This is a genomic window from Clostridiales bacterium, from assembly GCA_014799665.1.
Lineage (GTDB): Bacteria > Bacillota > Clostridia > Christensenellales > Pumilibacteraceae > Anaerocaecibacter.
Window position 1 is genome coordinate 1 of the sequence record JAAVHP010000019.1, and the last position, 5,152, is coordinate 5,152.

The 5,152-nt window shown below is 37.6% G+C and carries 6 protein-coding genes; all 6 read right to left on the bottom strand.

Going from position 1 to position 5,152, the window contains the following annotated elements; translation table 11 throughout:
- Positions 1 to 132: 132 nt before the first annotated feature.
- Positions 133 to 477: a hypothetical protein gene (locus tag HDT28_07490; GenBank protein MBD5132409.1), complete on the bottom strand. Its 345-nt coding sequence runs from the start codon at positions 475 to 477 to the stop codon at positions 133 to 135.
- A gap of 134 nt (positions 478 to 611) precedes the next feature.
- A complete protein-coding gene (locus tag HDT28_07495) occupies positions 612 to 1,040 on the bottom strand; it encodes an SH3 domain-containing protein (GenBank protein ID MBD5132410.1) in 429 nt (142 codons plus the stop codon).
- Positions 1,041 to 1,056: 16 nt separating this feature from the next.
- Positions 1,057 to 1,680 carry a hypothetical protein gene (locus HDT28_07500; GenBank protein MBD5132411.1) on the bottom strand — a complete coding sequence of 208 codons (624 nt, stop codon included), beginning with the start codon at positions 1,678 to 1,680 and terminating at the stop codon, positions 1,057 to 1,059.
- Positions 1,681 to 1,708: 28 nt separating this feature from the next.
- Positions 1,709 to 2,995 (bottom strand): hypothetical protein, encoded by a 1,287-nt coding sequence (locus tag HDT28_07505; GenBank protein MBD5132412.1) that lies wholly within the window; start codon positions 2,993 to 2,995, stop codon positions 1,709 to 1,711.
- A 249-nt stretch (positions 2,996 to 3,244) separates the two neighbouring features.
- On the bottom strand, positions 3,245 to 4,897 hold the full coding sequence (locus HDT28_07510; GenBank protein ID MBD5132413.1) for a hypothetical protein: 1,653 nt from the start codon (positions 4,895 to 4,897) through the stop codon (positions 3,245 to 3,247).
- A 15-nt stretch (positions 4,898 to 4,912) separates the two neighbouring features.
- Positions 4,913 to 5,137, bottom strand: a complete 225-nt coding sequence (locus tag HDT28_07515) for a DUF1232 domain-containing protein (protein ID MBD5132414.1) — start codon at positions 5,135 to 5,137, stop codon at positions 4,913 to 4,915.
- Positions 5,138 to 5,152: the final 15 nt, after the last annotated feature.

A 5,152-nucleotide genomic window follows, 5' to 3' on the forward strand; every position in this document is an offset into this window, starting at 1 on the left:
CGCCCGAGAATCGAATATTTTCCAATAATCCTCAAAAATCAGCCGTCTGAGAAATATCGAAACCTCAGAACTCATAAAAAGAGACTGCGCCGTAAACCTTAATTACGACACAGCCTCATAAAAAATATAGAATCAAGAGTTATCTATTTCTTCCTTTGTCTCTGATGTTTCTATTTCCTCATTCTTCTTGTCTTTATCCTCTGAAGAGGTCCCAGCTCCCATAAGCAAGAATAAGAATCCATCAACCACATAAATACATATCCACTTCCAAAGTGGAATGTCAATTTCAAGCTTTTTAGGCAGATCTATATTACATTGATTGAAGACAAATTCACGCAAAGATTCTGAGAATATGAATCCAAAATAGAAACATATCGAGGCGACTATCAGTAAACCACCAAAATAATTAAGCAGTTTATTCTTATCATCCCCAACAATGCATATACCTATAATTATAAGAATTATAGGCAAAATCATTGTGATTATAAACGTAAGATTAAACGCTATATCCTGAACATATCCACCTATCATCCATATCGTAAATAGGTACGATAGTATTAACAATATTATATAATGCATTATACTCTAAAGACTAATCTCTTCCGAAAGCATTAATATGCACTTTCGACTGTCCATGTTACTAAGTCTTGACGCACATAACCTACCCGGTTATTGATGCTAACTTTATACCACCCATTCTGTTTGCCGAGACAACGGTATGATTCAGGGAAATCTCCTTCCTCATAGATCATTCTCCCCACGATTTCTCCGCTTGTGGAGGGGATGCTACGCACGTTAACCACTCCCCAATTCTTGCATTCCAAGTAGCCTTGTCCTACTTCAGCGGAATAGGTTACAATTTTATGGCCGGCCTTGGGAACAGAGAATTCGTCTTGACCGAAAACGATATAGGAGTTGGCGGTACTTCTGCTGTAAGTGCCGACAACATTCCCTCGGGAATCTACAATCACTTTCGCCGACTGCGCAAATGCTCCTATGGAAAGGAGGAAGGAAGCCGAGAGGATAAGAAACTTTTTCATAGGATGTACATCTGTTTTAGTACGATTTATGGTTAATCCGATGTACGGCTTTAATCTCTTTAGCATGTTTATTTACGCGAGCCTTCAGACGATCGTATAATTCTTGATCATCTTTTATAAAGCCCAACTTCCATAATATCTCCTCTTCATATGCGTCTATATCAGCTTCAGTACCATTGTTCGCAAGTTTACCCATATCCCATAACTTTTGATCTATCCATTGCGACCAATTCAATATGGTTTCATCCTCAACGAAAGGTTCATTTTGGGTATAATCATAATCCCAATTTCTAATAGAAATCTGTTGATCGTATTTGGCTCTGGATTCCAACATACCGTACTTCATATCTTCCGTACGAGTCCACATTCTTCCACAATTTCCACACCTGAAGCGATAGAGCTTTCTATCTACACATTCGTCAGCTATCTCCTCTGCAATTTCATCTATTACATCACCAGCGAAGTTATTAATTGCCTTTTCCACTAAATCAGCTCCCAGTTTGTTACCTCCTGTCACAATATGCGATACGGCCTTTACTCCTGCTTTCTTTCCAAGGTAAGTAAATACTTTACGAGTAGTGGAGGGTTCGAAAACTCCCTCTACCTCATTTCCACAATCTGGACATATATCTATAAACATATCTTGTTATGTTATTAAAATGTTAAAATTACATAATCATGATTTCACCAATTTGTTTTGCAACAGCGGAAAGATTCACATGATCTTTTCTCCCGAAATTTGGAACTAATTCTCTTAGCTTATTCTTAGAATACTGTCTTCCAGTTGATCGGTTGATAATTTCCAAAACCTTATCCCAGTCAAAGAGAACACGGTTACCTCTCTCATTTTTTATAGCCAATCTGAATATGGATTTAAAAGCGTCAACACTCAGATTGGGAGCCTGCGATGCACCTTTTGTTCCATAATTTACAGATTGAAGAGTGCTTTCTGCCATCTTCTTTGCATTATTAATAGCTGCCCTATTAATATCATTCACTTGGTTAGAACTATCATTGGCAAGGACTAATTTAACCTTACACATATTATAAATTACTCCAACCAAAAGCACAGTATTTTCCACAATCTTTTTTTCATCATCTGAAAAAAGATTCCAGTTTAATGAGTCTGCATGAGCAACTTCAATCACATATGCCATTTTATTCACATATTGATCATAGCAACGTATAACCTTACGTAGTGTGGATAAGTAAGAAGAGGCAATCGATTTCAAGCTATCAAGATAGCGACAAATTTCATTAATTTTTCTTTCATTTTCAAGCATCTGTCTGTGAGCATCATCCGCTTTTTTACTTACTGAACTACCTTTCAGACTGAAAATTACGCCACCAACAAGCAATCCTACTCCTAAAGATGAAGCACCAAGTATTGTTGCACCGAGAGCCATTCCTCCCCCACCTGCAGCCAACGATCCACCGCCCAAAGCTGCTAAAGTCGCATTTGTTGCAGCAGCCCCACTTAAACTACTTATCAATGTTCCAGTGGAAGCACTTCCCAATGCCATAACAGCCGATGTTGTAGCACCAGATGCCGCGAATCCTGCTGCAGAACCGAAAGTAGCACTTTTAAGTGCACCAGCAAGCACACTTGCACCTACTGCCGCATCTGTAAGAGCCTTGGGGGTGAATGGTTCTATCTCTACCTGAGCAGACATTGTTTCTTCAATTCTCGGCTTATTATGAATCTTTGCGAAAAGATTCTGGAATCTTTGAATACTTTTTAAAGCATTACATTCTACAATTCCCAAATCATCCATAGTTTTTACACACTGATGTTCTGTATAAGCATGGCGATTGATATTTTCTTTATTACGTTTTTGGGCTTGATTATGAGTGTTTTTAGCATCATACAGATCTTTGCCACCCTTAATCCCTAATCCAATCCCTGCTCCTCCTGCGACAGCAGCCGCTATTCCTAATATTAATGGTAATGGCATATTATTTAAGCGCTTTTAATTTAATACACATTAATTTATTTATCTCGTAATATTCTTCTTTTGAATATAAATCTTTGAAATACAAATCATAAGATTCATCTACCCGACACTTTAAGGGACGACTGGCATATATACTGCAAAGATTTCCAATAAGATATCTACAAACACCATCTCCTCTATCAAGATCTGAATAAATAGGGTTAAGATTTAAATGCCTACAACATGCACCGCACCTATCACATGTAAACATTATGAAAAAGTTAATACGGCAGATCGATCATTCATAAAATCATCTATACAATCATATGTACCGTAAGGTGATTTAAATTGCAATTTATTAAAATAGATATCTCTTAAGATCTCATTCATTCTTTTTGGATTGGATACATATTCCAACTGATCAAGAGCCTGATTATATAGATTCGTCTCCTTTTGAAACTTATCTATATCTATTCTTGCTAACTTTGCAGCATACTCATCCAACAATGCACCCTGTTGTTTAAAATAGACCACACAGTTATTTACTGATGGAATTTTATTTACTATACCCACTATATCATTAATGGCAGAGCTATGATCAAGCGCATATAGTAGTGTACAACTCATCACACCTGTTATTAATGAGGATATAAATGTGGATACTACATCACCTATAATTGGAATTGACCCCACACCGGTTGCTTTAACAACCTCTCCAATCATTGCTCCTGCTACGACAGATGCTCCTGCAGCTATTATTTTTGCTGCTGCCCTGAATTTTTCACCGACAGGCAAACAATCGGGATTAATAAAAAGAATTTTTACAGCTTCAACTAAAGAAGCCCAAGAATGCCGAATTATAGTTACAGTCTTTTTTGCTGTAGTAAAGAATATATTGCTGATTGTAGTTGTCAGAGAAGCTAAGACTCCAGCTACAGACCCACTTATAAATTCCCTCCAAATCTCTTTATAGCGAGTTTTTGAGTTCTCGAGACCCCTCTTAAACGCATTAGCCAAGTTTGTAACCAAATTCTGAGTAGTGTCTTTTGTATGTTTGAATTCATTCCTTACTTCAAACCATATCTCACTCAATATAAGCCCAATGGCTTGTTTTATACCCATCTTAAAACCAACCTTTGCGGTAGCCCTGGCAGTAGCTGTAACGAAAGAGGAACTGGTATAATAAGCGCTATTTATACGTTGATCGTAAGCATTTTTGGAACGAAGATACTGAACACGCATATTATTAGCAGTCTGTTCATCTATATTAGGATGAGCAGCAATATATGCCTCCATATTCACCATCTCCATCGGCGCGTCACAGCCATGCTCTTTTTTATACCTATCATTAACACCTCTTGCCCAAGCACCCATTGAAGCATTCAAACTTTTATTAGTCCAGGCTAAATTACTTTCTTGATTTGCTAAGTCAACACCACTAATTCCAGATAAAACACGACCTCTATCATCATTAATCGCCTTACATTCTACCACATGGTCAAGCTCCACTCTCAATTCCTTGGGCACTGACGAAGCTTTAGTATACTCTAATTCTTGATTTGTGTATGCGTCTCGGATTTTTGTGCCATACTCATTATAGTTCCTGCGAGCATCAGATTTTTTCTGAGAAAAACGACGATCTCCATGATAGACACTAGTATCGTATGCTTCACGACTATTATAAGCTTTCTCATTAGCAGAGTTCTTATATTTCATCTTATCATCCATACCGATTTTTCGCACATTATGAATAGTATCAACATCTCCTCCATGTTGATCCTTGACAATGAAATCCAATCCAAACGAAGTAATTAGACTTTTCATTACGACACGTTCATATTCCCCTAAGAGAGTATTATAAACGCTTTCTGTGGCACTGGAGGGTCCAAAATTATCTATTTCTTGGATAAAAGTCGTCATCATCTTTAATTTAAATTTTTAATTTAACTCAGCATCTGTCACAGTCGGGAACCATTCCCTCAATTTATCTTTAGCTTTTTGGAGAGTGGATTCTGTCATTTTCCCTTTCAATTGGTTGAGTGCCCAAGTCAAGATTACTCCATCGTCAATGAAGCCTCCAGGGATGAAATCAGGCACCAAATCCAGGGGAAGAATCATGTAGCCCAAAGCCGCTGTGATTATCAATTTATCAGAAGCATTCACAACTGGATCCTGCAA

Bases quoted from the DNA above. Each gene is read 5' to 3' on its own strand.
- HDT28_07490 (MBD5132409.1), bottom strand. From the start codon at position 477: ATGATTTTGCCTATAATTCTTATAATTATAGGTATATGCATTGTTGGG.
- HDT28_07495 (MBD5132410.1), bottom strand. From the start codon at position 1,040: ATGAAAAAGTTTCTTATCCTCTCGGCTTCCTTCCTCCTTTCCATAGGA.
- HDT28_07500 (MBD5132411.1), bottom strand. From the start codon at position 1,680: ATGTTTATAGATATATGTCCAGATTGTGGAAATGAGGTAGAGGGAGTT.
- HDT28_07505 (MBD5132412.1), bottom strand. From the start codon at position 2,995: ATGCCATTACCATTAATATTAGGAATAGCGGCTGCTGTCGCAGGAGGA.
- HDT28_07510 (MBD5132413.1), bottom strand. From the start codon at position 4,897: ATGATGACGACTTTTATCCAAGAAATAGATAATTTTGGACCCTCCAGT.